This is a genomic window from Cryobacterium sp. MLB-32 (genome assembly GCF_000738085.1).
Taxonomy (GTDB): Bacteria; Actinomycetota; Actinomycetes; order Actinomycetales; family Microbacteriaceae; genus Cryobacterium.
Genome location: NZ_JPRS01000649.1, coordinates 1 through 1,028, shown reverse-complemented (window position 1 = coordinate 1,028; position 1,028 = coordinate 1). Strand labels below are relative to the sequence as shown.

Below are 1,028 nucleotides of genomic sequence, written 5' to 3'. Positions count from 1 at the left end.
GTGGGCATCGTCGGGCATGTGGGCGTCACTCGGGTTCGGCATCATCATTCTCGGTGCCGCTCTCAAGAACATCTCACCCGAATACTACGAGGCGGCCCAGCTCGACGGAGCCACGAAGTGGAAGCAGTTCACGTCGATCACCGTGCCGCTTGTCACCCCGAGCCTCTTCTTCGTCACGATCATCTCGGTGATCAACGGATTCCAGCTGTTCGACCTGCTGTACGCGATCATGGGCCAGTACAACCCGGCCCTGGTGCAAAGCCAGTCACTGGTCTACATCTTCTACAACCAGGCCTTCATTCAGAATGACAAGGGCTACGCCGCCGCCATCGGCATGCTCATCCTCGTGGTGATCGGCATCGTCACCTTCTTCCAGTTCCGCATGCAGAAAAAGTGGGTGAACTATGTCTAAAGGAACGATGTCTCACGCTTCGCTCTCACCGGCTCAGCAGGGTGCGAACACCGTGCGCACGCACGCCCTGCTCATCATCATCGGTTTCATCATGGTGTTTCCGTTCATCTGGCAGCTCATCATTTCGCTGTCGACCAACGACCAGGTCATGAGCGTTCCGCCCACCTTCTGGCCGGGAGACCTGCAGTGGGTCAATTTCGTCGACGTGTTCACCAAGTTGCCGTTCTTCGATCAGTTCGGCGTCTCCGTCGGAATCACGGTCATCCGGGTGATCGGCCAGGTCGTGCTGTGCTCGATGGCCGGGTATGCCTTCGCCCGAATGCGTTTTCGTGGTCGCGGCATCTTTCTCGGTGTCATCCTGTCCATTCTCATGGTGCCGCCGCAGGTCTACCTGATTCCGCAGTTCCAGATCATCCAGAACCTGGGGTTGCTCAACACCGTTCTCGGGATAGCACTTCCGGGAATCTTCAGCGCCTTCGGTGTTTTCCTCATGCGTCAGATCTTTCTCGGCCTGCCGCTTGAGCTCGAAGAGGCCGCCCGCCTCGACGGGGCGAACCCGTTTCAGATCTTCTACAAGATCATGCTGCCGCTCGCGACGCCGGGAATCAGCGCCCTG

Annotated in this window: 2 protein-coding genes; both read left to right on the top strand. The window is 58.4% G+C overall.

Translation table 11 applies throughout. The features are described from left to right. Nucleotides 1-412: carbohydrate ABC transporter permease (locus tag JF66_RS20640; protein WP_035880825.1), on the top strand; the 412-nt coding region annotated here is incomplete at its 5' end. Between the two features lie 7 nt (nt 413-419). Continuing rightward, nucleotides 420-1,028 (top strand): carbohydrate ABC transporter permease (locus JF66_RS20635; RefSeq protein ID WP_156109989.1); only part of this gene is annotated, 609 nt, incomplete at its 3' end.